The 17,412-nt window shown below is 51.6% G+C and carries 13 protein-coding genes; 12 read left to right on the forward strand and 1 reads right to left on the reverse strand.

Annotation, left to right across the window (positions count from 1 at the left end):
* Nucleotides 1-28 precede the first annotated feature (28 nt).
* The 4 genes from DCC81_RS06205 (at nucleotide 29) to DCC81_RS06225 (ending at nucleotide 5,095) form a co-directional block, all read left to right on the forward strand.
* The gene (locus DCC81_RS06205) at nucleotides 29-1,372 is read left to right on the forward strand and encodes an MATE family efflux transporter (protein WP_108685698.1); all 1,344 of its coding nucleotides are present in this window, start codon (nucleotides 29-31) and stop codon (nucleotides 1,370-1,372) included.
* Between the two features lie 18 nt (nucleotides 1,373-1,390).
* Nucleotides 1,391-2,107: a 16S rRNA (uracil(1498)-N(3))-methyltransferase gene (locus tag DCC81_RS06210; RefSeq protein ID WP_108685699.1), complete on the forward strand. Its 717-nt coding sequence runs from the start codon at nucleotides 1,391-1,393 to the stop codon at nucleotides 2,105-2,107.
* The gene (locus DCC81_RS06215; RefSeq protein ID WP_108685700.1) at nucleotides 2,108-3,100 is read left to right on the forward strand and encodes a phosphotransferase enzyme family protein; all 993 of its coding nucleotides are present in this window, start codon (nucleotides 2,108-2,110) and stop codon (nucleotides 3,098-3,100) included.
* Between the two features lie 537 nt (nucleotides 3,101-3,637).
* On the forward strand, nucleotides 3,638-5,095 hold the full coding sequence (locus DCC81_RS06225; RefSeq protein ID WP_165806457.1) for a deoxyguanosinetriphosphate triphosphohydrolase family protein: 1,458 nt from the start codon (nucleotides 3,638-3,640) through the stop codon (nucleotides 5,093-5,095).
* A gap of 48 nt (nucleotides 5,096-5,143) precedes the next feature.
* Here the strand turns inward: DCC81_RS06225 and DCC81_RS06230 are convergent, their stop codons facing one another.
* Entirely contained in the window at nucleotides 5,144-6,169 is a 1,026-nt protein-coding gene (locus DCC81_RS06230) for a quinone-dependent dihydroorotate dehydrogenase (protein WP_108685703.1), read from the reverse strand.
* Between the two features lie 121 nt (nucleotides 6,170-6,290).
* Here DCC81_RS06230 and DCC81_RS06235 point away from each other — a divergent pair, with 121 nt between their 5' ends.
* From DCC81_RS06235 to DCC81_RS06270, 8 genes are all read left to right on the forward strand, one after another.
* Nucleotides 6,291-6,845, forward strand: a complete 555-nt coding sequence (locus tag DCC81_RS06235; protein WP_165806458.1) for an RNA polymerase sigma-70 factor — start codon at nucleotides 6,291-6,293, stop codon at nucleotides 6,843-6,845.
* 140 nt (nucleotides 6,846-6,985) lie between these two features.
* Entirely contained in the window at nucleotides 6,986-7,951 is a 966-nt protein-coding gene (locus DCC81_RS06240; protein WP_165806459.1) for a FecR family protein, read from the forward strand.
* A gap of 199 nt (nucleotides 7,952-8,150) precedes the next feature.
* Complete coding sequence (locus DCC81_RS06245) at nucleotides 8,151-8,741, forward strand: Crp/Fnr family transcriptional regulator (RefSeq protein WP_240612912.1); 591 nt, start codon at nucleotides 8,151-8,153, stop codon at nucleotides 8,739-8,741.
* Nucleotides 8,742-8,865: 124 nt separating this feature from the next.
* The gene (locus DCC81_RS06250; protein WP_133177567.1) at nucleotides 8,866-9,870 is read left to right on the forward strand and encodes an MDR/zinc-dependent alcohol dehydrogenase-like family protein; all 1,005 of its coding nucleotides are present in this window, start codon (nucleotides 8,866-8,868) and stop codon (nucleotides 9,868-9,870) included.
* A 159-nt stretch (nucleotides 9,871-10,029) separates the two neighbouring features.
* Nucleotides 10,030-11,118, forward strand: coding sequence for a sulfite exporter TauE/SafE family protein (locus DCC81_RS06255; protein WP_108686487.1), 1,089 nt, complete (start codon nucleotides 10,030-10,032; stop codon nucleotides 11,116-11,118).
* A gap of 479 nt (nucleotides 11,119-11,597) precedes the next feature.
* A complete protein-coding gene (locus tag DCC81_RS06260) occupies nucleotides 11,598-12,509 on the forward strand; it encodes an arginase family protein (protein ID WP_108685707.1) in 912 nt (303 codons plus the stop codon).
* 58 nt (nucleotides 12,510-12,567) lie between these two features.
* A complete protein-coding gene (locus DCC81_RS06265) occupies nucleotides 12,568-13,581 on the forward strand; it encodes a LacI family DNA-binding transcriptional regulator (RefSeq protein WP_108685708.1) in 1,014 nt (337 codons plus the stop codon).
* Between the two features lie 872 nt (nucleotides 13,582-14,453).
* Complete coding sequence (locus tag DCC81_RS06270) at nucleotides 14,454-17,411, forward strand: SusC/RagA family TonB-linked outer membrane protein (protein ID WP_108685709.1); 2,958 nt, start codon at nucleotides 14,454-14,456, stop codon at nucleotides 17,409-17,411.
* The last annotated feature ends 1 nt before the right edge of the window (nucleotide 17,412 follow it).

Below are 17,412 nucleotides of genomic sequence, written 5' to 3' on the forward strand. Positions count from 1 at the left end.
AGCTTCGCCCTCCCGCTTTTATCGTGTTATGAAACAACTGTACGCAAACTACCGTCATCATTATAAAGAAAATTTCCGCCTGGCTTACCCGGTGGTGATCTCCCAGCTGGGTCACACACTGGTACAGCTGTCAGACAGTATTATTATTGGCCATACCGGCGATGTGCCACTGGCCGCGGTGTCACTCGGGGTGAGCATTTTCACCGTGTTCCTGGTGGGCGGACTGGGTATTTCCTATGGCCTTACACCGTTGATCGCGCAGGCAGATGGCGGGGGAGACAGGCCGGCGTGCGGTTATTTCCTGCAACACAGCCTGGTTATCAACCTGCTTACCGGGTTGTTGCTTTGCGGGGTGCTGATGGTGCTGAGCTACAACATGGGCTTCCTGCACGAGCCGCCCATTGTGGCCACAGAAGCCGCGCCCTTCCTGCGTTTGCTGGGGGCGTCCATGATCCCGCTGATGTTTTTCCAGACCTTCCGGCAGTTCACCGAAGGGCTGGGCTTTACCCGCCAGGCGATGAACATTACCATTGTGGGCAACGTGATCAATATTGTGCTGGGCGTAACGCTGGTGTATGGATTTAAGCTGGGGGTAGTGGGGGTAGGTATTGCCACGTTTACAGACCGTGTATTAATGGGCGTGGCCATGTGTTATTACGTGCTGCGCAACCAGCGCTTCAAACCTTACCTGGTGGGCGTACAGCTCAAGAACTTTTCGCGGAAGGTGGCCTGGCGCATTCTCGGTATAGGCGCGCCCGTAGGCCTGCAATCTGTGTTTGAGGTGAGTGCGTTCAGCGGGGCTGCTATCATGGTGGGCTGGATAGGCGTGGCAGACCTGGCGGCCCACCAGATCGCCATCAGCCTGGCATCCATGACATTTATGGCGGCCAGCGGTATCTCCGCGGCAGCGGGTATCAAGAGCGGTAATTTCCTGGGCCGGCGCAATTTCCCGGAACTGCGCCGCTCTGCCATTGCCAGTTATCACATGGTGCTGTTGTTCATGGGGTGCACGGCTATTTTATTTATGCTGCTGCGGCATGTATTGCCGGGCTTCTACATCCAGGATCCGGTCGTGGAGCCTATTGCGGCACATCTGCTGCTCATTGCGGCCTTCTTCCAGTTGTTTGACGGTACGCAGGTAGTGGGCCTGGGCATCCTGCGCGGCATGGGCGATGTGAAGGTGCCTACGGTGATCACATTGTTTGCCTACTGGGGCTTTGCGCTGCCGGTGGGCTACTGGCTGGGTATACAACTGGGCTGGGGCGTGGGCGGCATCTGGTGGGGGTTGTTGCTCGGGTTACTGGCATCGTCGGTGCTGGTGTTTATCCGCTTTCACTTCCGCACGCGCAGGCTGGCGGCAGCACAGGTTTAATCATTTATCTTTGCCCGCATGGACCTGCCCATTTTTTTTGCGAAAACCATTTCGCCATCCTCCCAAACATTTACCCTGGATGAAGATACTTCCAAGCATGTGATCATGGTATTGCGCCACAAGAATGGCGATACCATCCTGCTGGCCGATGGCCGGGGAAACCGCTACCGCTGCACCATTGTGGATGATAACCGCAAGCGCTGCGGTGTGCACGTGGAGGAGGTAACAAAGATGCCGGCGCCCCGGCCTCATTGTGCCATTGGCATTGCCTTTACCAAGAATGCATCACGCAATGAATGGTTCCTGGAAAAGGCCATGGAGATCGGCATCCAGCGCATCATCCCTTTGCTGAGCAAGCGCACAGAGAAAGAGAAATTTAAAATGGAAAGGCTGGAAAACATCCTGGTAGCTGCCATGATGCAAAGCCAGCAATATTACCTGCCGGTGCTGCAGGAGCCGGTAGCTTTTGATACGCTGGTAAAAGAAGATACCACTACCCAACGTTTCATCGCCCACTGCCTGCCCGAAGAAAAAGAATACTTTGGCGACGCCCTGGTGAAAGGGCAGGATGCGCTGATCCTCATCGGCCCGGAAGGCGATTTTGCACCCGAAGAAATAGACCTGGCCCTGGAAAACGGCTACAAGCCGGTATCACTGGGCAGCACCCGCCTGCGCACGGAAACGGCAGGCATGGTAGCGTGTGTGATCATGCAGCGCGTAAATGAAGTAAGATAGATGCAAACGGTTTTCCCCACAGTGTACTCCACGCTGGATCCCGCGGCCCTGGCCACTTATATAGGCCGGCAATATCAATTACAGGACGTCTTGTGCCAGTTCCTGGTGCGCGGGGTGGGAGACACCTACCGCGTACAGGCGCGCAATGCGCGTTACATCCTGCGCATTTACCGGCCTTCGCACAGGACGCAGGGAAACATTGCCGCGGAGGCCGAATTGCTGCTGGCATTGCATGCAGCAGGCGTGCCCGTTTCTTATCCGCTGGCAGATAAGGATGGGCAGTATTTGCAGGCATTGCCGGCCGCGGAAGGTACGCGCTACGCCATGCTGTTCTCCTTTGCGGAAGGCCATGCGGTGAACCTGCTTTCGCCAAACCAGTTGCAGGTGTTGGGCACACAGATGGCCCGCTTTCATAATGTGTCTGCCACGTTGCAGCTGAGTGATCCCCGCTGGGCCTTTGACCTGGACACTACTTTATTCATCCCGCTTGCCAATGCCCGTGATCATTTCGGGGAAGATGCCGCAGGCTATGCGTGGCTGCAACAGGCGGCCCGCGAAGTACAGGGACACCTGGCGGTCATGGATACCGCGGCTTTTGCCAGTGGTTACTGCCACTTTGATCTCTTGCCCAAGAACTTTCATTTTGATGAAAAGGACCACCTTACTTTTTTTGACTTTGACTTTTTCGGGAGAGGCTGGCTCATACAGGACATCATGACCTTCCGCCAGCAGTTGTTGCTGGACCGGCTGATGGGGCGGCTCACCGCGGAGCAGTTTACAGCAGCTTACGATCAATTTATCAGCGCTTATACGGCCGTGCGCCCGTTGGGTGACGAAGCGCTGAAAGCCATTCCTTGGCTGGGCCTGGGCTTCTGGATGTTTTATATGGGCTTTCATATGACGCACGACCAGTTTTACACGCTCATGCAGTCGCACGTGTTGCAAAGCCGCACTGCGTTTATCCGGAAGATCGTGGAGATGGACAGGGCGTAGGGGGTACGTAAGATGTCCAATGTATTGTTTTAATAAATGAGGCCGATTTGCATTGTATGGCTAATAAATTCAACTGATTAAATATATTATAAAGATTATTTTTTTATAATCTTTATAATATCCTTATCTTCAAAGCAGAAAATTTGCAAAGATTTGCATGAAAGTTGTAAGTGGATTGTTTAAAAAGTTATTACTTTTGCGGACCGTTTAGGTATTTCTGAGAAAATACCACGTAGAAGTAAACCCGTAGTTATCACCTTTCAACTATCGCACATGGAAAAGGTAAAGAAACAAGTCGTAACCCCTAATGCGACCGCTGCTGCCTATGCAAAGAAAGCTACCGAAAACATTGTACACAGATCGGGACATTCTACTGCTGATATTGTTAGAGCTAGCATGATCAGCAAGAACGACGTAAATGGCAAGGCGTCAGTCGCAAAAAAGAATCATTAAACCGGCTTATTGACTTTTTAGGTCGTGTGATTACGTCGCACGACCTCTTATTTTAATCCACGTTTAAAGCTAAACCTCAAATCATTGTCCCAAAATTCCACTGGTAGATCTATATCCCTCTACACGAAGAATGATTTTAAGCGATATTACGCTGAAGGTAAGAATGCTCTTGGTAATTATCGCGAACCTGCTCGACGGGATATGGATAGGCTTATTCATGCGACTTGTTTTAGAAGATTGCAGGGTAAAACCCAGCTTTACCCGGGATTTGAATCGGATTTTTTTAGGAATCGATTGACTCATTCGCTCGAAGTTGCATCTGTTGCACGTTCAATAGCCAGTAAACTTAATAGCCGGGAAAAATTCCTTGCTAATATGCCAATTAATCTTGATATAGTTGAATTTGCGGGATTGGCCCATGACCTAGGGCATCCTCCGTTCGGACATCAAGGAGAATATGAATTGGATTCACTGATGCGACAACACGGTGGATATGAAGGTAATGCACAAACTTTGAGGCTGTTAACCAAAATTGAGAAAAAGGGTTTTGTGGACGTTGATGACAGCCAATTTAATGGAAATGGCGATCAAAGAAAAGGTTTAAACCTGACAGCAAGGGTGCTTGCTAGTATCCTTAAGTATGACAATATCATAGATGAGAAAAGGCTAACGGATGAGGACGCCGTCAAGCAAGGGAAGAAAATTAAGCCGGTTAAAGGTTATTATCATTTTGATGATGGCCTTGTAAAAAAAATAAAATCGGATTGTGGTGGCAATGAGCTAGATAGTAAATTTAAGACCATTGAATGCCAAATCATGGATGTTGCAGATGACATCTCATATTCGACATATGACTTAGAAGATGGTCTAAAGGCAGGATTTTATACGCTACAAGATATTGTGTTTCCAAAGCAAAAACTACTTAAAGAAATTTCAGAGCAGATACAACTAGAATTACCTAACGGAGATATTTTTAAACCCTCTCCCGAAGCAGTTGGAGAGATATTGCAAAATCTCTTTTCTGAATTTTTATTCCAAGATTTTCAGGGGACACATATAAAGGATCTTGACTCTGCATTTAGCTATCTGAATAGGCAGTACTCGATTATAAATTCATATTCACATAACGGATATCAGAGAAACTTTTTGTCATCCTCACTGGTTAATAGATTTATTGAAGGGGTCAAATTCATCCCCAATAAAAAATTTCCTGCTCAAAGTAGAGTTGTTCTTACTGATGACATTTTAGGACAGGTAGAGGTCCTGAAAAAATTTACATATATATCACAGGTGTTATCATCACGATTGAAAGTAGCTGAATTTCGCGGAAGGGAAATTGTTCGAGAAATTTTCAAAACGGTATCTGCTGATGGTGGATGTGAGTTGCTTCCCCATGACTTTAGAAACTATTATGAAAGTGTCAACGCTGATAAAAAAAGGATAGTATGTGATTTCGTAGCGGGTATGACAGACCGATATGCCATTGAGTTCTATGCAAGATTGAAGTCTGAAAATGCGGAAACGATCTTTAAACCGTTATAATTCCAGTTACAATTGAGTTTTGTTTGAATGCTTAACCCGAACTATAATTTATCGTCTCAATCCCTTGCAGATATTCCTCACAATAGACGGCCCTTCATAAACAAACCCGGTGTACACCTGTACCAGGGAGGCGCCGGCATCCAGCTTTTCCTGTGCATCCGCAGCAGTGAAAATGCCCCCCACCGCGATGATGGGGATCTTGCCACCTGAATTTTTATGAATGTACCGGACCACCTCCGTGGAGCGCTCTCTCACAGGCAGGCCGCTGAGGCCTCCTGCGCCAATGGCGGCTATTTCATCCGTGGGGGTGCGGAGGCCCTCGCGGCGGATGGTGGTATTAGTAGCCACGATGCCTGCCAGGTGGGTAGACTGGACAATCTCGATGATGTCGTCCAGTTGCTCATCCGTGAGGTCGGGGGCTATTTTCAGGAGAATGGGTTTGGGCGCCGGTTTTTGTGCGTTGAGGTCCTGCAGGTGCTGGAGCAGCTGGCGCAGCGGCTCTTTTTCCTGGAGGGCGCGCAGGTTGGGCGTATTGGGTGAGCTCACGTTCACCACGAAATAATCCACCCCGTCGTACAGGGCGTGAAAACATTTTTCGTAGTCATCCGTGGCAGATTCATTGGGCGTTACCTTATTCTTCCCTATATTGCCACCGATAATGAGGCCGGAAGGGCGCTGTTTCAAACGGGTTGCGGCCGCGGCCACACCTTCGTTATTGAAGCCCATACGGTTGATCAGTGCCTTGTCGGCCGGCAAGCGGAACAGGCGGGGCTTGTCATTTCCCGGCTGTGCCAGGGGAGTCAGCGTACCGATCTCCACGAAACCAAAGCCCAGGGAAGACAGCTCCTTAATATATTTGGCGTCTTTGTCGAACCCGGCGGCCAGGCCTACGGGGTTTTTGAAGGTCAGGCCAAAGACCTGGCGTTCCAGCCCGGGGGTCTTGTTATCAAACGCGGCCCGGAGCAGGCTACCGCCCAGCGGCAGCTTGTGCAGGAGGCGCAAACCTTTCATCACCCGGTAGTGAATGTTCTCCGGGGGAAAACGGAAGAGTAAGTTTTTAATCAGCGGATACATGCGGGTGCAAAGATAGAAAATGGCAACAAGCATCCCTCCCTTGTGCCCAACAGTTTTATTCACAATTTTAAACATGTGCTTGGCTTTTGCCAACGAGCCATTTAATTTAGCGGGGATTTTTATGTTATCGCTTACTGCTTTCGAAACCATCTTTAAAACACACCATGCACATTGCCTGGCCTTTGCCGCCCAATATACAGGGAGCCGGTACGAGGCGGAAGAGGTAGTGCAGCAGGTGTTTTTAAACATTTGGGAGAAGCGGGATAACATCGAGATCTCAGGTTCCGAGAAATCCTATCTTTTTACCGCTATACGCAACGTAGCCATATCCCGCTGGCGCAAGCAAAGCGCGCAGGCCACCCGTGAAGCCGCCTTTGGCCAGCTGCAACCCATGGTCACTGATGCGGTGCTGCCCGGTAAAGAACTGGAAGCTTCCCTGTACAAAGCCCTGGAAAAGCTGCCCGAGCGCTGCCGTGAAGTGTTTATCCTGAGCCGCCAGCAGCAACTCAAATACGCTGAAATTGCCGATGTCATGGGCATTGCCATCAAAACCGTGGAAAACCAGATGGGCAAAGCGCTTAAAATTTTGCACAACGAACTGCGGGACTACCTGCCTGCCGAACGCTCCGGTACCGTACCGCAGCGGCCGGAAAGGGGGGAGCGCCCGGAGGATTAAAAATAACATAGGCTGAAAGGCCCGCCGGGCAAGGGATTTGCTTATTAAATACCGCCCGTTAACAAATCAGCGCCCAACCCGCATAGGGGGATGGGGACTGTTAATGCGTCTTCAAAATTGTAAACAGGATTTTAATGGACATGGGTTACCAAGACATACCGTACGATCTGCTGGCCGAGTACCTGCTGGAAACAGCAAGCCCGGAAACAGACCGTCGCGTAGCCGAATGGCTGGCCGCAGACCCGGCACACGCGGCCGTGCTAAAATCCCTGGAAGCCCTCCTGCGCCCACTCCCGGTGGAAGCAGTGACCGTAGCCGATACCGATGCTGCCTGGAGCCGTCTCTCTGCAGCCATTTCCCAAACATCTTCTGAATCAAAACATACTGCTTCTGTTGTACCCATGACGCCCCGCCGCCAGTCATTCCGCTGGCAGTGGGCTGCGATGATAGCCGTGGTGCTGGGTTCCGGCATCTGGCTGGCCCGCGCGCTGCACACCGGTCCTATTTCCGGCCCCCGTCTTACCAAGCTGAAAGACGGCAGCCAGGTACAGCTCGATTCCAGTGCCTCCCTGGAGGTTACCGCCGATGATATTAAACAGGGCCGTAACGTACATTTCCAGGGTAAAGGATCGTTCAACGTGGTGAAACGCCCCGAGCCCTTCATTGTGCGCCTGGGTAAAATGGAACTGCATTCTGTAAGCTCCCACTTCGTGGTGGATTATGAGCCCCAGGTAGCCGGCCTTCGCGTGCATGTGCGCAACGGGCAGGTGATGGTAGTAGACCGCGATAATAACGACAGCGTAATGCTCTCCGATGGCATGCTGCTGGCGTACAATACCCTGACCGACAAATACCGTGTAGGCGAGCACGTGGCCGATATGGACCACCGCAAACTGGTATTTAAAGATATTCCCTTATCATCCGTACTGAGCACCGTAGAAACCATGTATGACATACAGGTGGCCGTGAAGGACTCTTCCCGCCTGAATACACCGGTTACGGCAACATTCACAGATGAAACCGTGGATAATGTAATGGAATCCGTATCTACCATGACCAACACCCAGTTGGAAAAGGTAGATGGACAATCCTACCGGATCAAATAAGACATTGATAGCCTCTATGGTAGCAGCTTCGTTGGAGAAAACTTCAGCGAAGCTTTTTTTTGCCTGGGGGGCAGTGGTTTTGAGTTAATTTTAAGCCCCTGATGGCCAGGGCCGCGGGACTTCCCACGGTGCAGTGGTTTTTGATCTGATGTAAAGCCCTTGGCAACCGGCAATGCTTTTGACTTAATTTTAAAAATCCTTGACAACCGAACCTTCGCATATTGCACAACTGGAAGCCTTCTTTGAGGGCCGCCTGGGGCCAAAGGAAAAAGCGGAACTGGCAACGCGCTTTACTGCCCGCCAGGTAAAACGCCGTGGCTTCCTTCTTCACCAGGGGGAGGTGTGCCGGCATTTTAGCTTTGTAGTGTCCGGGTGCTTTAAAATGTATGCCACAGACCCTGGCGGCAAGGAACATAACCTGGAGTTTGGCGCAGAAAATGACTGGTTGTGCGACCTGGGTGGCTTCTATGCCAAAAAGCCCTCCGATGTGTACATAGAAGCCATAGAAGCCGCCACGGTACTGCAAATAGCCCGTCCGGACCTCATTTACCTTTACGGCCATTACCCCAGGTTTAACACCGGCTTCCGGGTGATCACGGAGCGCAAATACATTGAACTGCAAAACCGCCTGCTACAAACCATCAGCGCTACCGCAGAAGAACGGTACCAGCTGTTCCTGCAGCAATATCCCCACCTGGTGAGGCGCCTGCCCAATACCCAGATTGCTTCTTACCTGGGCATTACCCCCGAATTCCTGAGCAAGATCCGGAAAGACCTTTCCCGGGCTTAATCTACTTTAAGCCTATTTCTTACAATACTTCATGGGCGGGAGCCTGTGCTGTGATGCACCTTTGTGCCGTAAAAACAAAGCGCTTACCCGCGCAGCGGATCTGTCACAATTGAAATCACAGGATATGAAAGCAAGTATGCAGGCAGCAGTAATAGCAGGCCAGGACCTGGTAATAGCTGACGTGGAAAGACCGGAAGAACCGGCTCCCGGCCACGTGATCATTAAAATGACGGCATCTGCCATCAACAACGGAGATAAATTTTTCCTTTACCGCCCCCCGCTGCCAGGGGCCACACGGAGTTTGTACAACATACGCGGTGTGTCCGGCGCAGGGCGGGTGATAGCAACGGGTGAAGGCGTGCCCGCCCGCTACCAGGACCGGCAGGTAACGTTGTACCGGCAGCTGCATTACAGCGAATACGCGGTGGGCACATGGTCGGCATATGTGCAGGTGCCCTACCTGGACTGTGCCATCCTGCCGGAAAACGCGGCGGCCGAAGATTACGCGGGCTCCCTGGTAAACATCATTACCCCATACGCCTTTCTCCGGCAGGCAATGCAGGAAGGGCACAAGGCCGTTATTATCACGGCGGGCAATGCTGCTACAGGCCGCGCCATGATCGGCATTTGCAATGCCCTGCATTTCCCTTATATCACCCTTGTGCGGAATGCCGCGGGCAAGGCGGCCCTGGCGCCCCTGGACGCACAGCATGTACTGGTGCAGGATGATGCGGATTTTGCAGCACAATTTACCAGCCTGGCCGCTGCAATGCAGGCTACGGCCGTGTTTGAAGGCGTGGGCGGGCAGCTGCTGAATGTACTGATCCCTTTGCTGCCCTACGGCACTGTGGTGTATTCTTATGGCTACCTGGGCGACACAGAACCCCTCACCGTGGCCATGAGCATGCTGGCACTGAAGTTTATCAGCATCCGGCCATTTTCCAACTTCCTGACAGATACGGTAAAAGACCCCGTACAACTCGGCAATGCGCTGGAAGCCATCAGCAGGATCATAGGGCAGCCTCACTTCAAAACCAGGCTGGGTGGGCGTTTTACACTGGAGGAGATCCATGGAGCCCTTGCATTTAAAGGAACGAACGGAGAAAAGGCGGTACTGGTGTACCCGTAGCTGCCATTCCCCACAGCCTTGACCGTCATTCCCTTACAATTCCCTGCAGCCCAAACAGTTTTTTTGCCCTGGCATTTGGTTTTCCGGTAATTAATCTTCATTTTTACATAGTCTACAGGGTTTATAGGGTAAATATTGCCCAAATATTTAAATCAGATTATGGAAACAGCCATCGAAAAGGACGCATTGACCGGCACCCCCGGCGCACCCGGTGCAGGCAGCACTTCCGCAGTTGCCAATGGAGCACCGGCGGTAGATGCAGCAACTGTTTCCCATAATCCCACCGCTAACGGAATGGCTTCAGCAACAGATACTGCAACAGAAAGTGTAACAGGCCCGGTGATCATACCGGGGCCACCGCCCGCCGTGAAGAAACGCATCCGCCTGGCATGGTTCATCCTCCTGGGCGTGGCCGTGATAGCCGGTGTGCTGGCCTGGTTCAATGTAGAAGGGTTCCGTGATGAGGTAGAAAATATCCAGCCGCAATTTTATTATTTCCTGGCAGCGGGTTTTGTATTTGCAATGATAGACGGGGCTATTGGCATGTCTTACGGGGTTACTTCCATTGCTTTTTCGCAGTTTATGGGTATCAGCCAGGCAGCCGCCAGTACGGGCGTGCACCTGTCAGAGATCCTGAGCAATGGGATAGCCGGCTGGATGCACTGGCGCATGCATAACATTAACAAGCGCCTGTTTGTGCTGCTGGTGGTCCCTGGTAGCATAGGCGCGGTAACCGGGGCCTATATCCTTTCTAACCTGGAACATTACAGCATGTACATGAAGCCTTTCGTGTCGGCATATACCTTGTTCCTCGGTGTGCTGATCCTCACTAAATCTTTTAACATCCGGCGTAAGAAACGGCTCAAGAAGATCCGGCAGGTAAGGCTGTTGGGCCTGGGCGGCGGTTTTATAGACGCCGTAGGTGGTGGGGGATGGGGCTCCATCGTACTTTCTGCCCTGATAGCAGGAGGGCGCAATCCCCGTACGGCGCTTGGCACCGTGAAGGCCAGCCGTTTTTTCATCGCCATTCTCTCCTCTGCCACTTTTATCCTGGCGCTGAATAAAAGCATTCCCTGGAGCGCCGTCATGGGCCTGGTCATAGGCAGCGCAGTAGCATCGCCCATTGCAGCGCGCGTGTCTAACAGGATCTCTGCAAAGACCATCATGGTAGCGGTGGGCATCATTGTGATCCTGGTGAGCCTCTGGAGCATTTACAACGCTATGAAGAAACTGGCGGGCGTGCACTGATGCTGGCAGGAAGTCTTCCGGGCCTGCCTGATATGCGCTGCTTGCTGCCCTGCAAAGTTCTTCCTGCACTGGCAATGTGCGCTCCATCCACTGTTCCGGCATACACCGGATGTTACTAACGCAAGGGCCTCCCGACAATGTTCCGGTGTACATCGCTGCCACTGGTACAAAGCTTCCCTGGCACCGTTCCGGTGCGTGTTTCCGTTCTTTTGCAATTGCCTTTGGGGCCTGGCAATGCTTCCCTGTCTGTGTATGTTATTAACTCCGCATAGTTGATCGCCCCTTAGCGGCTGGCCCCGGAGAGCAGGACCAGGATCTCATCGCTCATGCCTTCAAATTTTTCACGTGTTTCCATGTCTTCCTTTTTTATAAATGTAAATAACCGGTACGCGGTGAATATGCGTGTGCAGGTTGCATTATTTCTGCTTGCATCTGCCCGGATGAAGTTGTATTTTCAGCTTACCTAATGTTTATCTGCCTTGGCACCCATCCGCACGTTCATTGCTGCTCCCAGTAACCTGGGCCTGAAACCACCTGCACCCGGCGTAGCGCCCGGGGTGCGTCACCTGCCGGAACACCTGCAGCAGTTTTCCTTTGCCAGCCGGGCCGGCGCGGTGCAAACCATTTACCTGGAACCACCCACCTACCATGGCGATATAGATCCTGAAACGCGCATGCGCAATGCAGACGCCATCCGTGGTTACAGCATCGTGCTGGCAGAGCAGGTGCAGGACACCGTGCGTGCCGGGCGACAGGCCATTGTGTTGGGCGGGGATTGCAGCATCCTGCTGGGATGTATGCTGGGGTTGCGCTCCCAGGGTAACTATGGCCTCTTTTTCCTGGATGGCCACACGGACTATATGTGGCCGGAACACTCTGCCACTGGCGGGGTAGCGGGCATGGACCTGGCCCTGGTGACGGGCAATGGGCATGAGAAGCTAACAGACATTCACCATTGCAGGCCTTATGTGCCGGAGCAGCAGGTGTTTTGCTGCGGCAACCGGGTGCCGGATGAAAGTTATGTACAGCTTATCCGCCAGAGCCAGATCAATTATTACGACCTGGATGCGCTGCGCCGGTTTGGGCTCCCTGCTACCGCAGTACAGTTTCTCCAATTGGTGGAAACCCGCGGCCTGGATGGCTTCTGGGTGCACCTGGATGTGGATGTGCTGCACAATGACCTGATGCCTTGTGTGGACTCCCCACAACCCGGCGGCCTGTCGTATGCGGAACTGCGGTCGGTGTTGTTACCTTTATTGTCCGCACCGGCCTGTAAGGGTATAGACATTACCATCCTGGATCCTACGCTGGACCCTGATGGGCGCTATGCATCGGTGTTTGTGGACCACCTGACAGGCATTCTGCAGGACGCTGCCACCGCGGTGCTGTAAAGAAAATTGTTGTAATATTGACCGTGGCGCAAGCGCCGAACAAAATAACCTGCCAAGAATGGATGATGTCAATATAAAAAAGCTTGCCAAAGACCTGAACCTGTCAACTTCCACTATTTCCAGGGCTTTCCGGGGTAATAGCGATATTAGCCAGGCCACCAAGGAACGCATCCTGGCCAAGGCCAAGGAACTTAATTATCAGCCAAACCTCTACGCCAGCAACCTGCGGGAAAAGAAAAGCAAGACCATTGCAGTAATCATGCCGGAACTGGCCAATAACTTTTTCTCCCAGGCAGTAAAAGGCATTGAACGTGTGGCGCGCGACAATGGCTATCATACCTTATTGTACGTAACGGACGATGATTACCAGAAAGAAGTGGGCATTATCGACGACCTGTCCAACGGGCGGGTGGATGGCATTATTATGTCTGCCTCCGGGGAGGCCAACGACCACGCTTACCTGGGCAAGCTTAAAAAGAAAAAGATCCCCCTGGTATTTTTTGATCGCGTGTACGATGACGTAGACGTGGCCAAAGTGACGACAGACGATTATACCAGTAGTTTTGAAGCTACCCGGCACCTGGTGGAAGCCGGTTGTAAAAAGATCGCTTTTTTGGTGATCAATAAGAGTCTCTCTATTGGCAAAATGCGCATGCAAGGCTACGTGGATGCGCTGAAAGAAGCCGGCATTCCTTTCCAGCCAGACTGGGTGATAGATTGCAGCAATGACCGCGAGGAAAGCATTGACATCATTACCAAAGTACTGGATACGCTGCGGCCGGACGGATTATTTGCGGCGGTGGAGCGCCTGGCCATGGCGTCTTACTATGCCTGTCACCAGCTGGGAGTAAAGATCCCGGAGCAGGTGAAAGTGATCAGTTATTCCAGCCTGGAAATAGCGCCTTTGCTGAACCCGTCTCTCACTACGATCACGCAGCCCGCCGGCGATATGGGTACCGAGGCAGCCCGCCTGCTGTTCAAGACGCTGGATGCAGCGGAGCCGGCACAGGTGCAGGATCATTTAGTATTGCATTCCCGGATTATACAACGCAGATCTACGGAAAAAAGTTGAATGGGTGGAAAAAAAATATTGGAAGAAGTCCTGCCGGTTTGGTAGGGCTTTTTTTGTTAGCGATACTACCCACATTCGCTACTATCTGACACCTTATTTTACGCGGCGTGTTACCCTGACGCAATGAAATGCAGCTGCCGCACGCCCGGAATCGTTCCCGGAACTAAATACATGTTCATGGTACGCTAATTAGTCGTTAGAAAATGTCTAATGGCTGATTCATTTTGAACATTGATTTTAGAAAATATCAAATACAAAGACTTCTCCTACAGTTCTGAAGTTTCCGGGAAAGGAAAGCCATTAGCCGCAGGCCCATCACTTAAAACTGCACGGAATATACCACGGAATACAGGAGGGTAGGGCGTTACGGCCAATACCCCGTTAGGGGCGTGCTCCCTGTTTTAGATAAAACGATTTACTCCTCTGTACCAATCCCTTAAAAAGATCCCTTCAAAATATAAAGCGTATTTTCAACGCTTATCTATTTAAAAAAAATATCATTTATCCTGTTGCCAAAACCGGATTTTTGGCTACTTTAGCAAAACGTTATGAAAATTCGGGAACGATACCGGCAACGTTCCCGGGCTTCAGGCAGTCATCTTCCTGCGCCTGTGGAGATGCAGATCAACGACCGTAATAAAACAGTATTCTAAAATCTAAAACAGCAGTTTCAAAAATCTAAAACAGCGGTTCACCGTTTTCCACGACCACGATGTAGCGAAGTGCTATCCGCCTTCCGCTGCCCACTTTCGTCTTTTTAAACTTCAATGTTTTACCACGTGCCAGCGTCTCAGGGTATTCCTGGGATTAGCGTAGCTATTCCCGTTCCTGCCCTGCGCCTGTAAATTTTTACCAACTTAAAGACTTTGTTCATGAAAAGAAGTATCCTGTTCAAACACGGATGGCTACTATGTTTTATGCTGATGTCCCTGTTCACCTATGCGCAATCGGGCAGCATCAGCGGGCGTGTGACCGACGACACCGGCCAGCCCCTTCCCGGCGCTACCATCGTGGTAGCAGGTACCATGAAAAATACCCAGACAGACGGTACCGGCAGCTATAAGCTCTCTGGCCTGGCTGTGGGCAACTTCACCCTGGAAGTACATTACATTGGCTATCATACCCTGCAACAACCGGTAACTGTTACAGGCGGCGCGCAAACCCTGGATCTGAAAATGCAGACAGACCAGCAGGGCCTCAATGAGGTAGTGGTAATTGGTTACGGTGCGGCCAAGAAATCGGACGTAACGGGCTCCATCACCACCATCAGCACCAAGGATTTTAATAAAGGAACGGTGACCACCCCGGATCAGCTGATCGTGGGTAAAGTGGCAGGTGTGGTGCTTACCAGCAATGGTGGCGCGCCAGGCGCCGGCAGCACCATCCGCATCCGCGGGGGCGCGTCCCTCAATGCGTCCAACGATCCGCTGATCGTAGTAGATGGGGTGCCTATCGATAATAATCAGATCGTAGGGGCTTCCAATATCCTGTCTTTCATCAACCCGAATGATATCGAATCCTTCAATATACTCAAGGATGCATCGGCTACTGCTATCTTCGGTTCCCGTGCATCTAACGGTGTGATCCTCATCACCACCAAGAAGGGCATCGCCAGCAAAAAGCTCAATGTAAACTTCAACACCGTAAACTCCCTGTCTGTAAAAGAAGGGGAAGTGAAAGTGCTGAGCGCAGACCAGTTCCGCACGGCGATCAAAGCGCACAATCCCAACCAGGCTTACCTGCTGGGCGATGCCAACACCAACTGGCAGGACGAGATTTACCAGAACGCTTTTGCGACGGATAATAACCTGAGCCTGAGCGGCGGCATCAAAAACCTGCCTTACCGCCTGGCACTGGGCTATACCAACCAGAATGGTATTCTCAGAACATCTAACCTGGACCGCCAGTCCGTCACGCTAAACCTGAATCCCAAATTCCTGGACAATCACCTGTCTGTAGATGTAAGCTTTAAAGGTGCTACACAAAAGACCCGTTTTGCAGACCAGGGCGCTGTGAATGCCGCGGTGACCTTTGATCCCACGCAACCGGTGTATAAGGCTGGAAGCCCCTTTGGTGGCTACTTTGAGTGGGTGGATACCAGCGCTGCGTCCGGCATTTCCAGCCTCGCTACGCGCAACCCCGTGAGTATGCTGGAACTGCAGCACAACCAGGCCCGCGTGAACCGCGCTATTGGCAACGTGAAACTGGACTACAGCATGCACTTCCTGCCGGAACTGCATGCAGTACTGAACCTGGGCGCTGATTATTCTGAAAGTAAAGGCACCAACACCTACCCTGCATACGCTGGTAACGCGGTGATCAATGGTGGCCAGTACATTGCCTACAGCCAGGCCAAACAGAACCAGCTGCTGGACTTTTACTTCAACTATGTAAAAGACCTGAAAGGCATCCGCAGCCACATTGACGCCACCGCCGGTTACTCTTACCAGGACTTCTGGTTGTCACAACCCGGTTATCCTACGCTGAATGCCAAGGGCGATACCGTTTCCACTACCCCGCAGCCGGTAAAAACACAGAACACTTTGCTGTCGTACTTTGGCCGTGTTACTTATTCCTATAACGATAAATATTTACTGACCGGAACGGTGCGCCGCGATGGCTCTTCCCGCTTCCGCCAGCACTGGGGTACTTTCCCGTCTGTGGCTTTTGCATGGCGCATTGCCCAGGAAGGTTTCCTGAAAGATTCAAAAGTATTGTCCGACCTGAAACTGCGCCTGGGTTATGGTATCACCGGCCAGCAGGACATCCTGGGTAATGACTATCCTTCCCTGCCGGTGTACACGCCGGGCGATAACACTGCTGCATACCAGTTTGGCAAGGACTTCATCACTACCCTGCGCCCAGAAGGGTATGATGCGAACATCAAGTGGGAGCAAACTACTACTTACAATGCCGGCCTGGATTTCGGTTTCCTGAATGGCCGCATTGCCGGTGCGATTGATTACTATACCAAAAAGACCAGTGACCTGATCAGCCAGGTAACGGTGGCTTCCGGTTCTAACCTGACGAACCAGATCTACACCAACGTAGGTAACATTACCACCAAGGGGCTTGAATTTACCGTGAATGCAGGTGTGGTAACCACTAAGGACTTCACCTGGAACGCCGGTTTCAACGTGAGCTACAACAAAGTAGAGATCACGAACCTGGCCCTGGTAAAGGGTAATAACCCCATCATCCAGGTGGGTGGTATTTCCGGTGGTACCGGTGATATGGTGCAGGTACATAAAGTAGGCTACGCGCCTTTTACTTTCTTCCTGTACAACCAGGTGTATGACAAGAACGGCAAGCCCATTGAAGGTGCTTACATTGATCATAACGGCGATAGCTCCATCACTGCTTCTGACCTGGTGCCCAATAAATCTCCTAACCCGAAAGTGACCATGGGCTTCAATTCCAGCTTTAGCTACAAAGCCTGGAGCCTGGCATTTTCCGTACGCGCAAACCTGGGTAACTACCTGTACAATAACATCAATTCCAACTTTGGTACTTACGCAAACATTGCAGCGCCGCTGTACCTGACCAACGCTACATCGGATGTACTGCACACCCAGTTCACCCAGTCACAGCGCATGTCTGACTACTACCTGGAAAATGCGTCTTTCCTGCGCATGGATAACCTGAGCATTGGCTACGACTTTGGTAAACTGATCGGCAAGAAAGTGGACCTGCGTGCCACCGCCAGCGCCCAGAACCTGTTTGTGATCACGAAGTATTCCGGCGTGGATCCTGAGATCTACAACGGTATTGATGACAAATTCTACCAGCGTCCGCGCACGTTCTCTTTGGGCATTAACCTGGGTTTCTAAT

This window comes from Chitinophaga parva (assembly GCF_003071345.1).
Lineage (GTDB): Bacteria > Bacteroidota > Bacteroidia > Chitinophagales > Chitinophagaceae > Chitinophaga > Chitinophaga parva.

Excerpts from the sequence above, each read along its gene's own strand:
- DCC81_RS06205 (WP_108685698.1), top strand. The coding sequence starts at position 29 with ATGAAACAACTGTACGCAAACTACCGTCATCATTATAAAGAAAATTTC.
- DCC81_RS06210 (WP_108685699.1), top strand. The coding sequence starts at position 1,391 with ATGGACCTGCCCATTTTTTTTGCGAAAACCATTTCGCCATCCTCCCAA.
- DCC81_RS06215 (WP_108685700.1), top strand. The coding sequence starts at position 2,108 with ATGCAAACGGTTTTCCCCACAGTGTACTCCACGCTGGATCCCGCGGCC.
- DCC81_RS06230 (WP_108685703.1), bottom strand. The coding sequence starts at position 6,169 with ATGTATCCGCTGATTAAAAACTTACTCTTCCGTTTTCCCCCGGAGAAC.
- DCC81_RS06235 (WP_165806458.1), top strand. The coding sequence starts at position 6,291 with ATGTTATCGCTTACTGCTTTCGAAACCATCTTTAAAACACACCATGCA.
- DCC81_RS06240 (WP_165806459.1), top strand. The coding sequence starts at position 6,986 with ATGGGTTACCAAGACATACCGTACGATCTGCTGGCCGAGTACCTGCTG.
- DCC81_RS06250 (WP_133177567.1), top strand. The coding sequence starts at position 8,866 with ATGAAAGCAAGTATGCAGGCAGCAGTAATAGCAGGCCAGGACCTGGTA.
- DCC81_RS06255 (WP_108686487.1), top strand. The coding sequence starts at position 10,030 with ATGGAAACAGCCATCGAAAAGGACGCATTGACCGGCACCCCCGGCGCA.
- DCC81_RS06265 (WP_108685708.1), top strand. The coding sequence starts at position 12,568 with ATGGATGATGTCAATATAAAAAAGCTTGCCAAAGACCTGAACCTGTCA.
- DCC81_RS06270 (WP_108685709.1), top strand. The coding sequence starts at position 14,454 with ATGAAAAGAAGTATCCTGTTCAAACACGGATGGCTACTATGTTTTATG.